Below are 17,901 nucleotides of genomic sequence, written 5' to 3' on the forward strand. Positions count from 1 at the left end.
CATATTCCAAATAAGTACTTAGATTAAATTCAGGTAAACATTTCTATAAAATTTGGTTAAAGTCTTTACTCATACAGAATGGAATCAGAAGCACATAGCCAGAATGTGATTTCATTGAATTTTTAGTATTTATTATTTAAAGATTATTTAAAGAAACATTCAAGATGAGATCGTTTGTCCCAAGACCACCTCTCGATAACTTCCTGACTTGACTATCCTTCCATGTTCAAGTACATAGATGCGATCGCAATGTTCTACAGTGGAAAGTCTATGAGCAATAAGGATTAAGGTTTTTGTACGACTCAATGACCGGATTGCCTCAGAAATTAGGTTTTCTGTTTCATTATCTAATGCTGATGTAGCTTCATCTAAAATTAAAATCTCTCTTTGGTGGTAAAGCGCTCGAGCAATTCCTATCCGTTGACGCTGACCACCAGACAACCGCACCCCACGTTCTCCAACAGAAGTTTTCATTCCATCAGGGAGTTGCAAAATCAATTCTTCAAGTTGAGCAGTTTTAATTGCCCTTTGCAATTGTTGTGAATCAATTTGATTATCTGGGACACCAAAAGCAATATTCCTTTCAATCGTGTCGTCCATTAGAAAAATTGATTGAGGAATATAGCCAATCATATTTTGCCAATAGCGTAAATTGTCATTATAAATCGATACTCCATCAACTTTAATGTCTCCATCATTAGGTATCAATAAACCTAAAATAACATCTACCAAAGTCGTTTTTCCTGCTCCAGATTTACCAATTAAAGCAATCGATTCACCCTTGTTAATAGTTAAGTCTAAATTATTTAAAGCTTGTTTTGATACGTTAGGATAACAATAATTAAGTTGCTTTATACTTATTTTATCTATAAAATTTAGTTTCTTTAAATTATTTGATTTTCTAATAAATTCTTCTGGTTCGGATTTATACAAAACATCGATGTAATTGATACTCTTTAATTTACTATTTTCTAATTCTTGTAAGTCAAAATACAATTTATTAAGTGAATAACTTGAATTTCTTAATGTACCTAGTGCAGACATTAATTGACTAGCTGCTGGAATTAACCGAATAGAGGCAACAGCGAAAATACTTAAAATTGAAATTAGGTTTTGTGGATTTTGATTGAAGACTAAAGATATAGATATGAAACATACTATAAATGTAACTAGAAGTGCCTCAATTGCAATACGTGGTAAGTTTTGAAAAACTTGAAATAAACTACCTGTCAATGCGTGTCTTTGAGCTTGTATGTTCATCTGACTCTCAAAGTACGATTCGCAACCTATAACTCTTGTTTCTTTTAATCCTCCTACACTATGATTTATAATCCGAATCATTTCAGTATCTGATTCACTTCCTTCTTTACCCCAATAAGCCATCTTGTCTTTAAATCTATTATAAAAAGCAAATGCCAATGTGAGCATTAACAAAATGCTGGCTGTTGCCGAAACATCTGTTTTAAGTAACAGAATTATTAAAGCAAATACAACAACAGAGTTTGCAGCAGTACTCAGAAGAGGAAGCGTTACAGAATAACAGAAAAGAAAAGTTTCGTGAATAATATTTTGAATTAATGAGGCACTATTTTTACTTAAGTGATAAGTATAATTAACTGTTAAATAACCATGCAGTAACCTGAGTCTAAGTAATCCCTGCTGAGTTAGACTGAAGTTAAAAATGTATCTTTGAACTTGGAAGTATAATAATGATTTAATGGCAAAAACAAAAATAATTCCCAATCCTAATAAAGCAATATATTGACTAGTAGATTTTAAACCTGAATTCACGTAGCCCCAATGTAACCAGGAGCTTTTAAAAACTAAATCTGGGTGTGTGGCTAAACTCATGAACGGTCCTACTAATCCAATACCTAAAGCATCCAAGACTGAAGTTAATAAAAACAAACATAATAAAACAAAAATTGTTCTTTTCTTCGCCGATATGACGTATAAAAACTTTGAAAGATATGTTTTCATCTTACTTGGTTAATGAATTGTCTTAAAATGTAATATTTTGCTTTCGTTTTTTGCCAAATGAACTATCTAAAAATGACAAGCGGCTTTTGATATGTCACAGCTTGATCCAAAAGGTTCAATGAAAAGCTAGCTAAACAAGGATGATTAGTCAGTTAGTAGTATTCATAAATTATGAGATTATTTTGTGATTATCTAAGTAATTACCTCAGTAGTAATTGGTAGACGGTTTTGCAAAAAATTACCTCTACCAATAGTTCTTGATCAATTCCGTCTTACAACTACAGAATTTTGAGATACACTACGACTCGACTCAACTGCTTCTTTCGTATAGTAAAAATAGCTGTCAGGCTCACCCTTGACATTCACACCATTAATTACCATACCCAACACATTGTGTCCTGACTGTTTCAAAAAGTCTCTAGCCGCATTGGCACTCGGAAAATCAACGACTCCTGGACGAACAACCCATAGTATACCGTCAACTAGATTGCCTAACACTGCAGCATCTGCGACTCCGCCTAAAGGAGCGGTATCAAAGATGACAAAATCATATTCTTCTGCAAACGAGCTAACAAGTGCAGCCATACACTTAGAGTCTAATAATGCTACTGGATTTGGAGGTACAACTCCAGCAGGAATAACGTGTAGGTTAGGCATCACTTCCTGTAAAGCTAGATCAAGGGTATCCGGATTAACTATGACATGACTTAGACCTACAGCATTCGTCAAATTCCAAATATGATGCTGGACTGGATGACGCATATCGGCATCGACCAGCAAAACCCGATGTCCCACTTGAGTCATCGCCATCGCTAAATTCGCTGCCACCTCAGATCTACCCTCACCAGAAACGGAACTCGTCACCACAATGACTCTTGGTTCTCTATCCGAACTTAGAAACTTCAAGTTAGCTTGTAGCATTTGGTACGCGTCACCAACAGGGAAGTGCGGAATGTCTCTGCCAATCACTCTGGGAATTGGTTGATCCACCTTTGACCTTTTAAAACTCTTCTTCTGATTTTTACCTGTTAAAGGTATGACCCCGAGTAAGGTGTATTTGAACAATTCCTTGGCTTGTTTAACTGTCTTAAGTGATGGGTCAATTGTATCTAAAGCAAAGGCAGCAATGGCACCAAACAAGACACCTAAAACTGCTCCAGCCCCTATAATCAGGATTTTTCCACTTCCAGTAGATTTATCAGGTACCAAGGCAGGGGAGATGACACGAGCATTTCCAATATTTTGATTTTCTGCTACTTGAACCTCTTGCAGTCTTGTTAAGAGTGTTTCGTAAGTCGTTTGAGCCGCTTTCAGTTTGCGCTCAAGTTCCCGCTGAGTCTGTTCTAGCCTGGGCAAGATATTTGCTCGCTCTTTGTAGAGAGTTCGTTGGTTTGACAATGTAGCGATTTGTTTGACGAAACCAACGCGTTGTGCTTCCATGCCAGCATAATCTTCCAGTAGCTTTTCTCGCAGAGAGCCATTCTGTAAATTCCCCAGGGAAATTTGCTGATTGCTACCAGTGACCTGCTTCATCCGCTGTTGTAGCACGCTGTTGAGAGCCGCAACTTTTTCTTGCAAGTTGACAATAATAGGGTGTTCTGGCTTCAAACGAGTACGCTCAACCGCAAGTTGGCTTTGTGCTTCCTGGAGTTGAGTCAGCACTTGCTGAATCCCAGATGCCTGAGTCAATGAGGAATTGATCACGGTTTGCTGCGAATCAATTTTTGCTTGAGCCTGTAATTTTTCTGACTTAGCAGTGACATCTTCTAGTTGAGCCTGGGCTTGAGAAATTTGATCATCTAACTTGGCGATCGCCTCAACCGCAGCAGTGGCTTCTTCTTGGAGAGTGATGATTTGATTGTTCTCTTTAAATTTGCGCAGCCCTGATTCAGCTTCTTTTACAGATACCTCTGTTGTTGGTAGTTGTTTTTGAATAAACTTGCGGGCGGAGACTGCCTCTTGCCGATTCGCTTCTATGTTATTTTTGATGTAAGCTTGCATGACCTTATTGACAACTCTAGCAGCCAGTTTTGGGTCTTTGTCAGTATAGGAAACCTGCAGGATTTCAGTTCCTTTGAGACTGCTGATTTTTAGTGAATTGGTTAATTCTTCAATTGTGATGCGTTTACCTTTCTCATCTCTAAGATTAAGTTCTGCAATGGTTTCCTGAATAACTGGAACAGATGCCACTATCTTTGCTTGAGTCTCAGACGGATTGCTTTCAGTAGTTAAAGCCTCAAGCCGTCCAATAGCTTCCCCCAAACCTGTTAGAGAGGAGGTACGGTTTGTCTTAATCAACAGGCTTCCTTCTGCCTTGTACGTGGGTTTTGATGAAAATGCAAGTAAGGATGCAATGATCACAACAACTCCACAAACTCCTACTGTAGGAAGCCAGCGTCTTTGCAGGATCAGCCAGTATTTTTGAAAATCTATTTCTTCAGAGTTTGGTACAGGCTCCATAGCAGACATTGATTTTCCTATTGTTTCCTATTGCATTTTATGATTGTTACTGTCTGACGCACTCAATCTCCAAAGTGGAAATCTTTACTTGCGTTATAGCTAAGCATCTTTGTATGTCTGCGAGTAAACTCGCCTACGGAAGGATTTCCCTCCGGATGAATGACCCCTATCGCTTGTTGCCAAAGTTCTGGAGATACTATCGATACCTCATAGATACAAATTTCCTTATTTTGAGTTTTGTTAACACGCTTTTTAACGTGATACCATTTGGTTTGTTGGCACTGATCACACCAAAATGCCTCCAACCACTCACCTTCCAAGGAAACCGCAGTCTTGGCTGCAATCAAAATCAAAGCATTCTGTCGGCTAAATCCCCGTTGCTGTAGTTGCCCTGCACGATCTGCAAGCAGAGGATACTTTTGACTGACGCTTTCAAGATAGCACCCATGAATTGGACAGTAGATAGCTCGTCTTTTTGAACGGTTTCGATTTCGCTCACACCTTCTATGCAATTTGACCTCCAGTTTCAGTAAATACACCTCATCAAAAAATATGTTAAATAAAATACGCTCAAGAAGACCGTTTTACTTAACATTTACTACTTCAAAATCGCCCGTATCATTAAAGTCAAATAAATAGTTACCTACAAACAGTTTAAAAATCAGTAGTGATTTTCTTCGGATATTTTCATTAGAGCAATAGACATCTCCGAAAACTAATCTCAAACCCTCACATGTCAAGGATAATGTTTTATTTATGGAGATGTCTAATAGAAAATTTTTATCATTTCTCATAAATAGTCATTTGTGACTCACTTATATGAAATTGAAAAAACACTCGATTGCCAAGAAAATAACCTGTTAATGAGGTAATAAGCAAAGTCTTCTATGTAACATAAAAACATTGACTTCACTGGATAACTTGTGAGGTTGAACGCTTTTGATTTTAGTTACACTATTTCTCTGATTCGGCCTTGTGATAAAGGCTACGTTGGAGGAACTGAGATCAAAAAGACCATCAAAGTCCAACTCCGCACATAATTCATCAGATATTTTACTACAACGATATATCCAGTAATTCGATGCCAGATAGTCTATAGAGATTGCTACGATTTTTATTAAACTCTACATAAACTAAGTCCTAAATACTGCATGAGCTGAATATAGTTGATAACCAGTGATATTTTACGTGTAATCAACGTCTTTTAAAGTATAACAGATCTCTGTTGTCATTTTTTTGTAAGCATAACTTTGTTTTAAATTCTCTCAAAAATTCTAGATATTGTACAAATTGTTACTATCGTAAGCCTGAGTCAATGGAGAAAAACTTTACCAAACAGGTTGCCAGAAATGTTCAGGTTTTAATTAAGTAGTAATTGTTGCAAGTAATTGTATCGTACTACATATTGCTTTGCAACTAGGTTAGTCAGGTCTAATATTTAAACCATTGATAGAACTGTTGAAAAATTCATCATTATGACTGTTAAATATTCCCTAGTCATGATAGAAAGTTTAATTGTTTGACTAACTTTCTGTATACTAGCAGGAAATTATACGCAGCTATATAAAAATATGACGAAAATATATTTCTGATTTTTCTAAGTTCTTGAACTTTCGTTTAAAAAAAATATTAATTTAAACAGTAGAAATAAGGAGAATCCCAAATATGTACATTCACTGAATGGGTTATTACTGAGTATTAAAAAAACAGAAACCTCAAAAATGCGTCGGACGAATAATTTTATGAAATTTTGATTTTTAAAGTGAATATGTATTAAAAATTACATCTATCAAAAACATCAAAAACACGGTGAAGATACTGGTTGAATTAGATCTCAATTATAGTGTTATTGACATCCTAAATTATAACGATCACAAGAGCAAGGGGAGAGTGAGATAGTCAAGGAATTAGAAAAACACCCCCTCGACATGGTTTCAACCCCAACTGGTCAAACTATTTATCCATAAAAGTACGGATTGCTCTGCAACGCGATTTAATTGAACATCTCCAACAGAGGGCGATGCTCATGCGCGGAGCAAACATTGCTGATCGCCATGTTTAGTGTCTCGCTCAAAAGTGTCGAACGCTTTTGAGAACTGCCTAAGTCCTGAAATCATTAGACCACAAAGCGTAGGGAGGTATTATCCATAAAAGCTATGTGATGGACATTTGAGATACTCCTGAACAGTTTCCAGAAGGAAGCCGAAACCTGTTCTTGTAGGCGGAACCTCAGATCTTGCACCTCCGGCTGAGTACGGCCAGAACTCAAGTTCTGGGCTCACAAACACGCGTCCGTTAAAACGGATTGGAAAACTAACAACAGTCCGTTAAAACTGAGATCTTGCACCATTATCAAGAACGCAACCTCATCCGCCTGGGAATCAATTAAGAGGCTTACAGTTCAAGTCTACTTTAGTAGACTCAAAAGCTTATGCAGTCGTCTTGAGACGACTTTTACTATGAGCAGGCGGGTTTAAACCCTAGGCGGTTGTTGATAAGGAGGCAGAGCCTCCTGATTATTGAGAATGGTGCAAGATCTCAGTTTTAACCGACTTAGACTTTGAGCCAAGAAATTTATTTCTTGGCGGACGAAAAGTATGGTGCAATATCTGAGGAACGCCCTCCCGCAAGGTAGGAACTGCTCACCGGGGGAATAACTGGAAAAATAAGCGACTCGCTTATTTTTTTGTCCCAATGCGTCACCCGACGAAAGAAAACCAAATATTCCCCGTCCTCAACGTAGAGTGCAGGACGAGGAATATCAATAGTTGTGTTCTGTTCAACTCAGAACCGTCAAAAAATATAGTTCATCTTTGGCAGCTTTCGTCGTACTAAGACTTAGGCTTATAAGTCGAGGCAACATGCAACTCTTTTAACTGCTTCGTATCTACCAACGAAGGTGCATCTGTGAGCAAACAACGTGCTTGTTGCGTCTTTGGAAAAGCTATGACGTCGCGAATTGATTCTTCTTTGGCTAGCAACATCACCAAGCGATCTAAACCATAGGCGATCCCACCGTGAGGCGGGGTACCATATTCAAACGCTTCCAACAGAAAGCCAAACTTATTATCTGCTTCCTCTGGGGAAAGTCCAATCGCCTCAAACACCTGCTCCTGAATTTCGCGCTGATAAATCCGCAGACTACCACCGCCTACTTCAAAACCGTTGAACACCAAGTCATAAGCTTGTGCTCTTGCACTTTTTAAGTCACTCAAATCATCAGGATGAGGTGCAGTAAATGGGTGATGGAGTGCTTCTAGGCGATTTTCCTGTGCGTTCCATTCAAACATGGGAAAGTCTGTAATCCAGAGCAAGTTAATTTTTTCTGGATCTATTAACCCAAATTCTCTAGCGATAACTTGGCGTAACCGATCTAATGTTTTATTAACGGTAGCAGTGTCAGCAGCCGCGAAAAGCAGTAAATGACCGGGTTTTGCATCTGTCCGGCGTAAGATTTCCTGTTTTTGCTCTGGGGTGAGGTTGTCTTTAATTGCACCAATAGTGTCGATTTCTCCATCATCCCTGACTCGGATGTAAGCTAAACCTTTAGCACCTGCATCAGTTGCTTCCTTGAATAAATCACCGCCTGGTTTGATACGGACGTTAGAAATTGAATCGTTCCCGTTGGGAATAGGAAGAATTTTGACAATTCCTCCATTGGTAACAGCTTCGCGAAAGACTTTGAAGCCACAGTCTTTGACAACATCCGAGACATCGACGAGTTCTAAATCATAACGTGTATCTGGTTTATCACTACCATAACGTTCCATTGCCTCGGGGTAGACTAGACGCGGGAAAGGACGTTGTAATTCAATGCCTTTAACTGTCTTGAAAATATGACAAACTAACTTCTCGTTTAATTCGATAATCTCTTCTTGGGACATGAAGCTCATTTCCATGTCCAACTGGGTAAATTCCGGTTGTCTGTCGGCGCGTAAGTCTTCATCGCGGAAGCAACGCGCAATTTGATAGTATCGATCTAAGCCGGATACCATCAGCAATTGTTTGAACAGCTGGGGTGATTGCGGTAAAGCAAACCATTCACTAGGGTTAACGCGACTGGGTACGAGATAATCCCGCGCACCTTCGGGAGTGGAACGGGTGAGGATGGGGGTTTCAACTTCTAGGAAACCTTCCACGTCTTCTAGGTAACGACGCATCGCTTTGACAACTTGATGGCGCAGTTGCAAATTGTTTGCCATGCGATCGCGCCGCAAATCTAAATAACGATACTTGAGCCGCAACTCTTCCCGCACAGGATCGGCGTCTGCAGTGGAAACTTGAAATGGTAACTGTTTAGCGACTGAGTTGAGAAGTTTAATTGTATCGGCGTAGATTTCTATTTCGCCTGTAGGTATGCGGGGGTTTAAGGATTCTTCAGGACGTTGCGTCACTCTACCTGTGATTTCAACAACGTATTCATTTCGTAGGCTATTTGCCAAATCATAGGAATTAGGGGTACGCTGGGGATCGCTGACAACTTGCACAATACTAGTGCTATCGCGTAAATCTATAAATATTACACCTCCATGATCGCGGCGACGGTCTACCCATCCGTACAAGGTAACAGTTTCTCCAATGTGTTCTTTTCGGAGTTCGCCGCAATAGTAAGTTCGCATAAGTCTTTGTTCTTAATAACCGAGCTAGAGAATTCAAGTCCATGTTAAAGCTTTTTCATTATCTAGCATCATTAGTCATTCCAGTTCAATAAATCTCATGCATAAACACAAAGATGTAAAGGCGCAGCAATTGATGCATCTCGAAGAGCGTTTTAGGATTTATTTTTTTTTAAATTAACGTTGAAGGCGAGGAGTTTAGCCGCGTCTTGGAAGCGATGATTGCCCTTAGAGGCGACTTGTTATGCTCAAAATGAAAATTTAGATGTTCTGGAAAGACGTCCTCACCGCCATAATCTTTGACTATGGCGGGAGTTTTCTCTCGGAACTAGGTAATGCTGAAGTTATAGATTCATTGCCAGCAACAGCATTACTTAACCCGCACTTTGATTGTATCGACCTCAACACAGCTTGATCGCTTAGAAATTGCGCTCTAAATTTAGTACGGTTTTCTCACTCAAGTTTTTCAGTCCTCTTCTTGGTTTATACTTAAAGTTCATCCTCTTATTGCTGCCGAGAGCGACTGGTCGTTAAGTTATTTTGATGACAACTTAGCTGACATCCTGATCACAGGTTCCAAAAACTTATCCAAATCCGGCGAACGTCCCTAAACTGCTAAGTTTTTTCTCAAAGAATAGGCTTCCCCTAATCTCTGATTGGGCTGCGGTGAGCGACTTTGAGCAGTAGGACGCCCGAGAGCGATGCTGATAGACTGCGCCGCTTTTGGCGATGCTCCAGCAGGAAGCTTTACCATTGGCGATCGCGTCATTTTCGTCTGCTTTTATCAAGTACAACGTTTTGGATACCTTGAAGAGTCTTGGTGTTGACAACGAATTTGTTTATCATGATCACTCACCATAAACTTTTACATACAAAGCTGTATCCAGAAAATTACGCAAAAGGCAGAGTTTTGAAGCGGTATTGTGGTACTATTACTCTATTTGGTGTTCGTAGTCAAAACTACGCTCTTTTTTTTTGGTTACGACAAAAGTTATTGCCCAGGTCAATCAGTAGATTTACTGAAAGTGAGAAATTAATAATTTTTTTGCATACGACCATAACTGGAGTCGGATAAGACAGTAAAATTTCAAAAATGTCATGCTATTGCAAAGGAGTCAGAAGCTATGTGTTGCTAACTAGAAGATTACCAGTTCAAAAACTCTTGACTTTATGAAAAATGGGTAAAACGACTTACCTAAACTTACGCGAACATACCCACAACTTATCAAGCAATGCGCTTTTAGGGAGTTTACTCCGTTATAGACACCCACATAACAGCTTTACGCAATATACGGTATCCGCTGTTGCGTTGTAATGAGTTGCATCAAAAAGGCTAACATCGTTGCAACTCCTCAGTTGCCATCAAATCAAAGATTTAGTTAACAAATCCTATGCGGTAAGGTTTTGCTTACCCCTAAACTGGCTCTGGCATTAGGTGAACCTGTAGGGGTAATTCTAAATTACTGCTGGTTCCAATCCGCCACTAAAAAATGACTCTGACTCAATTGTGAATTTTGACTGGCTGAATTTTTATTCAATAATTGAACTCCTCTAGACAATAACCCATAAATAGGGAAAAGCAACACAGGGAATCTACGGATTAAGGCATCACCACTTTTTAATAAATCTTATGGCGCAAAATACCAACAGATTAGGAATACTCGAAAGACCCGCTAAGAGCCTGCACGATTTAGCAAGATTTATCATCACCCCTTGGTTAGAAAGAGCATCCGTCAAATCTCTGCAAAAACGAGTCGATTATCTAGAACGACGTTTATCTCAAGATCTACCTAATACCGAACAACGTTTGGGATCGCTGATTCAGCAACTACAACGCCAGTTCAACTTTCTCCAAGACAATACAACAAATCGAATAGACAAGTTATTAGAGTACGATTTGCCTCAACAAGTGCTGGACGTGCTGAAAGAGCAGACTGATTTGATAACTCAAAATATAAAACCGATTGTGGAAGATTTGATACGCGAGCAAGAGGAGAAGAAACGTTCACAAGAAAGTATCAGCGAAGCACTTACTCAAGTCAAACATCACAAAATTGAAGAATTTTCAGAACATCTTATAGAGTTCACTGCGTCACTTCCACTTGTAGAAGAACAATCAGCTGCTTCTTTAGAAGCAGGATTGTGGCTTTTAGCTCATCGAGAAGAAATAACACAACAAGTGGCGGATGAGTTATTGGGTTCCCAAGATGCCCAAACACAAGTCTTTCGTCAGAACCTTAGTAAATATTTGAAACTGCTTGGAAGCTGCTTGGAAAACGGGATTCAACCTCGTTTACTTCACAAAGGAATCATCACTCATGAACAGCCGGCAGTTGAGGTATATGTGAATGGGTTCAAGTTGATTCAAAATAAATATATAAAGTCTTGGGAACAATCAGCACAAGTGTCAACGGAAGCAGCTCAACAGTTGAGGGCGTACTTTAAGTACTTAATTGATTATTTACTCAAGATCCTAGTATAAACTTTTTTATTTGCCCCTTCTAAAAGAAGGATGGGGCTTTGGGCGCTTTTTGGTAAATTAATTTTAAAATTTCCAAAAAGCAAGTTGATGAATCAGATTTTAAGTGTAGCGCCTCCTCAACAGGTTACTACTCAACAGCAAGCTCTAAAGTCCAAGCAAATTCTTGTAAAGTCGTTAATTGTCTTGGGGTGGGAAATGCTTTTGGCATTACCCATAGGTTTGATTTTGGCAAGATTTCACATTGGAGGAATTGCCTGGATATTTGGTGGTATAGTCTCTGGTGCAGTTGTGCTTCAGACTTATCGGGTTTGGGGTGGGTGTACCCTCAAACCTAATCGGACAGCTAGAAAGACGGGAATGGCGCTTGTCGGACTAAATGTTGGCTTTTGTGTAGGTAACGCTCATTTAGCTGATGTTGCTTCTTGTCTTCCTATTTTCGCTTTGATCACGTTCTTTTTGTTGCTGTGTGGTACCGTAATTGGCTACATTTACTCCCACATCAGCAAAACAAATATTTTAACAGCGATGCTGGCTACAGTACCGGGTGGTGTGGGGCCGATGTCGGCGATCGCTGCAGACTACGGCAAAAATGTTACCCTTGTCGCACTCGTACAAGCAATTCGCGTTACAACTGTAGTTTTTTTGATTCCCCTCATTGCTAGAGTATCATCTGGTCAGCAAATTTATCCGCAAGCACTCCCCGTCAAAAGTGTCTTGTTCAGTCTCGAACCATCCCAATTAGGATTACTTTTATTGGCTCTGTTATTTGGTGGATTAGCAGTATATCTTGCTATCTTAAGCAAAATTCCGGCTGGCGAGTTTTTTGGTGCAATAGTCGCTGGGATAGCGTTTAATCCTTTGTGTGAATGGCTGCCTTTCGTGGGTGATGTAAACTTTACTTTACCGCCTCTAGTCAATATAGTGGGGCAAATGCTTTTGGGAATAACCATTGGTGAGTATTGGGGTGACAAACCCGCTTTCACAAAAAGGACTATAGTCTGCGCTTTAATGTCTGTAGGAATGACGCTGGTTGCAGGGGGGCTTGCTTCCATCCTTACTATGGAATTAACTTCCTGGGACTGGTTAACCTGTTTGCTGGTTACAGCACCGGGAGGTTCGGCAGAAATGATTTTAGTTGCCCTGGCATTAGATCATAATGTCGAAATTGTCACAGCTGGTCATTTGGTGCGATTAATTGCTATTAACAGTTCTCTACCATTGTGGGTATTTCTGTTTCGCCGTCTTGAGAGTCAATCTTTGGAATCAACTTCAGTAGAGCGAAAAGTTTTGTGAAAGCGGTGTTTTTGGCGATAAACTGTAGCTTTTCAGACTCAATTCAGGAAATGAACAAAAGCTAACGACTTGAGACAAACGATAAATTGAGCTTATCAATCTATCTGAGAAGGCGAAATATAAAGCTTTGATAACAATTCTTATGGGTGGGGCTTGTGTATGGGAAGTTAAAAAGTGATAATCTATCTCAACAAAGATTAGTTTATTAAACTCATCTATTGCACAGCCAATCGGTGTGAGGGCTAGGAAAAATGCAACTACCACTCTCCAAGGATGCTACAAAAGTCCGAGGCGCGGCTATGCCGCGCCTCGGTTTAGTCAAACTATCAGCTTTTGTTCTGTTAACGAGTTTTGTTTCGGTGCTTGTTGCTGAAAAAAGTTTGTGTGAAGAGGCAGAACAGATGCATAGCTCTGGTACAGGTGTTGAGAAATCATCACAGTTGTTATCCAAAACAAAGCGACAGGGAACAACTAAGAAGATTCGCCAACTGAGTGAGATAGAGCGTCCCAGCACCAGCGCCCAAATGTTACTGGGGCAGTCGCCAGCACCACAAACAGCACCTTCTGCTGAAGTCGTCCAAGTTACAGAAGTTAAGGCAAATCCCACCGATAAAGGTGTGGAGATCATCTTACAGACAACTAAAGGGCAGGCGTTGCAACTAGTCAATCGCAGCACTGGCAATACCTTCATTGCTGAAATTCCCAATGCTCAACTGCGCCTACCGTCGGGAGAGAGATTCATATTCCGCTCCGAAAAACCAATTGGGGGTGTTACCGAGATAACAGTAACTAACTTTGACGCCAAGACTATCCGGGTGACAGTCAAAGGTGAGGCGGGTGTACCAATTGTTGAGTTGTTTGATAGTCCAAATGAGGGTCTTATCTTTAGCGTCGCGAGTACTGCACAAAGGGCGCAGCAGGGGCAAAACCCCACCCCAAATTCCTCCCCGAACCTCGCAGAGGGGCAGGCGGAGGGGTCACAGCAGCACCAAAACCAGACACAGCTAACTCAACCATCAGCATCGGGTGATGAACCGATTGAGTTGGTGGTGACAGGGCAGCAAGACGGATATCTCATCCCTGATGCTTCCATTGCAAAAACCGACACTCCCATCCTGAATACCTCTCGATCTATTCAAGTAATTCCTCAACAGGTGCTAGAGGATCACAAAGTTGTTGAGCTACAACACGCCTTGAGGAATGTTTCAGGAGTAGTCATATCAGGAGGACCTCGTGATGCATTTCAAAACTTTACCATTAGAGGCTTTAGTAGTGGTGGTATTTACAGAAACGGTCTGAGAATCGGAAGTAAGGTATTGAGTTGGATATAGCTGGTGAAATTTTACCAGGTTGGAATATCATTGCTTCTTATGCCTATACAGACGCAAAAGTTACCAAAGACACCAGAACAACTCTTGTTGATAATACGTTGAATAATGTCCCTGAACATAGCTTCAGCTTGTGGACAACCTATGAGCTACTAAAAGGAAATCTCAAGGGATTGGGATTTGCTTTAGGGTTTTTCTATATTGGAGAGCGACAAGGTGACCTAAACAACACCTTTACTTTACCAAGTTACTTGAGAACAGATGCTGCCATTTTTTACAAGAAAAATGACTTGCGAGTGGCTCTCAACTTTAAAAATCTCTTTGGTATTGATTACTTTGAAAGTGCAGATAGCGACTTACGTGTTTTCCCTGGTTCGCCATTCACGGTTCAAGGAAGCGTTTCATGGCAGTTTTGATTTTCCTCAAGGTTTCCTTACAAAAGCAGGAGCATCGACCATGAACTCTAAATCACTTTACCTTACACCGCTACCTCGGCTCAGCCGTAGGACTGCGACTGATTATCTTCGGCTTGACCGGCAACTTAGGATAATAGAGAATAGAATTACGGATGCTGTCAATGGTTGCCGAAATCAAAGAATTTGATGCCCTACATTGGGTGAAAACTCGTTCATCCCTTAATCCCGATGAATCAACCTTTCTCGTTTGGCAGGGCAAGATTTATGCTTTTGTCCCAGGTGAGAAGAGAAAACTTCTATTTCAAATAGTCGGTTACAGCGTGAGTAGGTGTATTCCAACAGAAGAAGGCTGCTGGGATTTTACCTCAAGGGAACTGACTTACTACCTTCACCCAGAAACAGGAGAAATTTTGCATAAGTGGCATAATCCTTGGACAAACGAGACAGTTCCAGTGGTACACGTTGCAAATAGTCCCGTACAAGGTCATTTTAAAGGTAAGTTTTCAGCACCAGTAGACGGAGACTGGACAACCTTTGTGTTTGATATATTTCCTACTTACCCTAATCCTCTTGGGGAAAATCCCAAGTTTGCTGAGTATAGCCCACACCCGATTTATCAAGCAGCGGAATTGTTTAAATTAACTGTACCAACTGCAGATTTATTAAACTCTGAACTTCCCTCGGTAACTGAACTCAAGCTAAGTTGGGACCGCATTGGTCCGTGGCTTCCTTGGATGAAAATGGGTGCACATGCTGGTCATCTGATCTATAGTGCTTATGGAAGCAAAGTCAATAGCTTGGGCGAGTTACCGCAAGTGCTGCAAGATGAAATCAATACTCGTGTTCCTTTGTACAAGGATGCGCCCAAATCGCTTCTTGATGTAGAAGATATAAGTTCTTGGCTTTATTTCCAACACCACTTTGATGCCTACTTGACAGGTGAAACCTTTCCAGTGCCAGAAGCGGAGGATGTTTAGCTTTGTTGTGTAGAGAACAACAAAGCAAAGACAAAATACGAATTAGTATTTTAATACGAGGTAGACAAAGTAAAAATATGTCTCTCGCATTAAAAACTCAAACTGACTTTTGAAACTGCGGTAGCGAGTTGTGGGCGTAGGGGATGGATAGGCATCCATTCCCATGTCTTGTGCCATTAACACGGCTCGCTTAAGATGCAAAGGGTCGCTAACAATCAGAAATTTGGACAAATGGTATTTGTCTGCTACCTTTTGAGCATTCTCAAGGTTTTGGTGAGTTGTGTGAGATTCTGTTTCGACAAGAATATCGGTTTCTTTGACTCCCCGCGCCATTGCATAGCGTTTCCCCACAACGGCTTCTGATGTATCATCATTTTTGCCAACGCCACCAGTAAAAATGATAGTACGTACAACTCCTCTTTTGTAGAGATGAATGGCGTGGTTGATTCTTTCTCGGAAAACTGGAGATGGTTTGTCTCCCCAAACTGCTGCACCCAGGACTATAGCAGCATCAGTTTTGACAACACGGTTAGCCCTACCATAAAAGTATATGCTGAATGCTGTGATTGCAACTACCAGCAAAAGTGCAGACATAATCCCAAGTATGACCAAAGCTAGCCATTGTGTTTTGGTTTGGTAACTGGGCATTGTTGATATCTCCGAAATTAAAATTTACAAGACTTCATCTATCTTTTAACAACTTTATGGAGCTTCTAACAACGTCCAAAAGTACCCATCTGGTGCAACAAAAGAGAAACTCATCTCTCCAAACTCGTTAGGAACGAGGTTTGTATACTTTTGCACGGGGCTTGCTTTGATGCGATCGCAATACATATCTAGTCCTCGCACCCGGTAGGTGTAAAGACAAACTCCCAAGCAACCCGGTTGTGCAGCTTCAAACCTAGAATTTAACTTAATCACATCAGGAAAGCGAATGATATAAAGTCTGCCGGAACGTGCGGCAAATATGTTTGTTTGAGAAGACCGGGGATCATCAAAGGCGGTAAGATAAAACTTTTCCCCCTTTTGGAGATCAAAAATTTCTCGACCTGCTATAGAAGATTCGTAGCTTGTTTCTACATCGTCACGCACACGCAGCAAACCTAAAACTTCGTCATAAAACTTTAGAGTTTCTTTGCTGTCATCCTGAATAATCATCCCCATATGAGTAAACTGGCTTGTCTTGAGGGGAGAATTTACGTTAATGTTCCCATAATGTGGTAATGTATAACCAAATCTCTGAAAGAAAACCTGTCGCATTAAAGGTTGTAATAAGAGCATTTCTCGCACTCCGATCACTGGTTCGATGAAAGGACGGCTTTTTTTCTCCTTGTTGTAAATCACTTCCCAGCGAGGGAATGTATTTTTAATTTCCCAACCGGCTGCTTTTGCCTCCTCCACATGATTTAAAATGTTCAACACATCGTCTGTTAAGGTCGTAGCCCAGCGATTTCCCTTCACTTTCATTGATCCCATCCCTAATCCCTGATTGGTGGGATTTTCCCAAATCATCAGACGAAGCAAACCATGATCTATATATTGATGGTAAAGACGAATCGAACGTAAGGACGAATTGATGCCATACAGTTGGTATGCTGCTGCTTGTGATAATTCACCAACTTGACCAACGCGATAGCCAAAGAGTTCCCAGTATTGAATAGCAGAAATTGGTTCTTTGACACCAATACACACTTCGTAGATGCCTTCAATAGCAGTTTGTTGCCCTTGGTTCATAGTTAGTTATAACGTATAATAAAAGAACTTTTTGAAACAGTGTGCTATTTGAATTATCAATCTATTAGCTTGACATAAATGTATCAGCTTGATAATTGCAAACTCAACAGAAGTAATATGTAATTGTATTAACAATTACATAGATGATTGTAAAACTTTCCTAATTTAACTATGTTTTTATATAAAGTAACGTCAAAACGTTTTTAGAGAGAAAAATAAAGACAGAAAGCACCATGAATTGGGATAAAAATGGTGAAAAACCCGTTTGTACAGACCTGATTTGAGATAGATAAAAAGTCTGCATAACTAACAAACGTTGAGAAACTATGAAGGCGATCGCCATGCTTGTGTTTATCCTTAACTAAGCTATATGTTGGCAAGTAGAATTTTTATCCCTTTTTCTGATTGAAATGTTTGAAATAGCGCCTTTTGAATGATTTTGATAAAACTTCGACAAAACTTTATAACAATATTGAGTATGATCTAGATATACTGTTACCATTGTGTCTAAATCCTAAAATCACAACATATTGTTGCTAGTTTCAAAAAGTGACAGTTACTAGTATTCGGGGTGACTATCTATACATATTTGATGAGAAAGTGTGTTGTCAGTAA

At 40.0% G+C, this 17,901-nt stretch carries 12 protein-coding genes and 1 pseudogene; 6 read left to right on the forward strand and 7 right to left on the reverse strand.

Features of this window, described 5'->3' with window-relative positions; genetic code table 11:
* Nucleotides 1-159: 159 nt before the first annotated feature.
* The 4 genes from DP114_RS00170 to aspS form a co-directional block, all read right to left on the reverse strand.
* A complete protein-coding gene (locus DP114_RS00170) occupies nucleotides 160-1,980 on the reverse strand; it encodes an ABC transporter ATP-binding protein (RefSeq protein WP_171975148.1) in 1,821 nt (606 codons plus the stop codon).
* 261 nt (nucleotides 1,981-2,241) lie between these two features.
* Nucleotides 2,242-4,440 (reverse strand): GumC family protein, encoded by a 2,199-nt coding sequence (locus DP114_RS00175; RefSeq protein ID WP_171978074.1) that lies wholly within the window; start codon nucleotides 4,438-4,440, stop codon nucleotides 2,242-2,244.
* A 62-nt stretch (nucleotides 4,441-4,502) separates the two neighbouring features.
* Nucleotides 4,503-4,952: a hypothetical protein gene (locus DP114_RS00180; protein ID WP_169263702.1), complete on the reverse strand. Its 450-nt coding sequence runs from the start codon at nucleotides 4,950-4,952 to the stop codon at nucleotides 4,503-4,505.
* Nucleotides 4,953-7,271: 2,319 nt separating this feature from the next.
* A complete protein-coding gene (gene aspS / locus DP114_RS00185; RefSeq protein ID WP_169263703.1) occupies nucleotides 7,272-9,059 on the reverse strand; it encodes an aspartate--tRNA ligase in 1,788 nt (595 codons plus the stop codon).
* Between the two features lie 262 nt (nucleotides 9,060-9,321).
* Between aspS and DP114_RS00190 the strand changes: the two genes are divergently transcribed.
* Complete coding sequence (locus DP114_RS00190; protein WP_169263704.1) at nucleotides 9,322-9,471, forward strand: hypothetical protein; 150 nt, start codon at nucleotides 9,322-9,324, stop codon at nucleotides 9,469-9,471.
* A 192-nt stretch (nucleotides 9,472-9,663) separates the two neighbouring features.
* Here the strand turns inward: DP114_RS00190 and DP114_RS00195 are convergent, their stop codons facing one another.
* Entirely contained in the window at nucleotides 9,664-9,825 is a 162-nt protein-coding gene (locus tag DP114_RS00195; RefSeq protein WP_172195133.1) for a hypothetical protein, read from the reverse strand.
* A gap of 861 nt (nucleotides 9,826-10,686) precedes the next feature.
* Between DP114_RS00195 and DP114_RS00200 the strand changes: the two genes are divergently transcribed.
* The 5 genes and pseudogenes from DP114_RS00200 (at nucleotide 10,687) to DP114_RS00215 (ending at nucleotide 15,552) form a co-directional block, all read left to right on the forward strand.
* A complete protein-coding gene (locus tag DP114_RS00200) occupies nucleotides 10,687-11,538 on the forward strand; it encodes a hypothetical protein (RefSeq protein WP_169263706.1) in 852 nt (283 codons plus the stop codon).
* Nucleotides 11,539-11,625: 87 nt separating this feature from the next.
* On the forward strand, nucleotides 11,626-12,831 hold the full coding sequence (locus tag DP114_RS00205; protein WP_171975149.1) for an AbrB family transcriptional regulator: 1,206 nt from the start codon (nucleotides 11,626-11,628) through the stop codon (nucleotides 12,829-12,831).
* Between the two features lie 524 nt (nucleotides 12,832-13,355).
* On the forward strand, nucleotides 13,356-14,162 hold the full coding sequence (locus DP114_RS34590; RefSeq protein WP_407650778.1) for an AMIN domain-containing protein: 807 nt from the start codon (nucleotides 13,356-13,358) through the stop codon (nucleotides 14,160-14,162).
* A pseudogene (locus DP114_RS34595) lies at nucleotides 14,144-14,575 on the forward strand (TonB-dependent siderophore receptor); the annotation flags it as partial. The gene DP114_RS34590 and the pseudogene DP114_RS34595, both read left to right, overlap by 19 nt.
* A gap of 161 nt (nucleotides 14,576-14,736) precedes the next feature.
* A complete protein-coding gene (locus tag DP114_RS00215) occupies nucleotides 14,737-15,552 on the forward strand; it encodes a DUF1838 domain-containing protein (RefSeq protein ID WP_169263731.1) in 816 nt (271 codons plus the stop codon).
* Between the two features lie 42 nt (nucleotides 15,553-15,594).
* Here DP114_RS00215 and DP114_RS00220 read toward each other — a convergent pair whose 3' ends face one another.
* Nucleotides 15,595-16,200 (reverse strand): YdcF family protein, encoded by a 606-nt coding sequence (locus DP114_RS00220; RefSeq protein WP_169263708.1) that lies wholly within the window; start codon nucleotides 16,198-16,200, stop codon nucleotides 15,595-15,597.
* A 54-nt stretch (nucleotides 16,201-16,254) separates the two neighbouring features.
* Nucleotides 16,255-17,286 carry a VOC family protein gene (locus tag DP114_RS00225; protein ID WP_169263709.1) on the reverse strand — a complete coding sequence of 344 codons (1,032 nt, stop codon included), beginning with the start codon at nucleotides 17,284-17,286 and terminating at the stop codon, nucleotides 16,255-16,257.
* Nucleotides 17,287-17,901 lie beyond the last annotated feature (615 nt).

This window comes from Brasilonema sennae CENA114 (genome assembly GCF_006968745.1).
Classification (GTDB): domain Bacteria; phylum Cyanobacteriota; class Cyanobacteriia; order Cyanobacteriales; family Nostocaceae; genus Brasilonema; species Brasilonema sennae.